This window comes from Microcoleus sp. Z1_A1, assembly GCF_036700305.1.
GTDB lineage: Bacteria > Cyanobacteriota > Cyanobacteriia > Cyanobacteriales > Microcoleaceae > Microcoleus.
The window spans coordinates 24,042-24,343 of sequence record NZ_JAUBOR010000066.1 but is presented as its reverse complement, the minus strand read 5'-3'; the positions used below and the strand labels follow the sequence as shown (position 1 = coordinate 24,343).

Sequence of the window (302 nt, the reverse complement as noted above, 5' to 3'; positions counted from 1 at the left end):
TCGGGGTCACTTCCTCCCAATCCTGTGACTAACTGGCTGCTGTTGGGCGCGAGGCGGGAGTTGGCATTGTTGGCTAATGGCGGTTGGTTGTTAGTTGGAGTTGGAGTTGGACTTGTAGTCGGTGTGGGAGTTGGAGTTGGACTTGTAGTTGGTGTGGGAGTTGGAGTTGGACTTGTAGTCGGTGTGGGAGTTGGACTTGTAGTTGGTGTGGGAGTTGGTGTTGGACTTGTAGTCGGTGTGGGAGTTGGACTTGTAGTCGGTGTGGGAGTTGGAGTTGGACTTGTAGTCGGTGTGGGAGTCGG

Annotated in this window: 1 pseudogene; it reads right to left on the bottom strand. The window is 54.3% G+C overall.

Annotation, left to right across the window (positions count from 1 at the left end):
* Positions 1-302: pseudogene (locus QT973_RS25100) on the bottom strand (hypothetical protein); the annotation flags it as partial.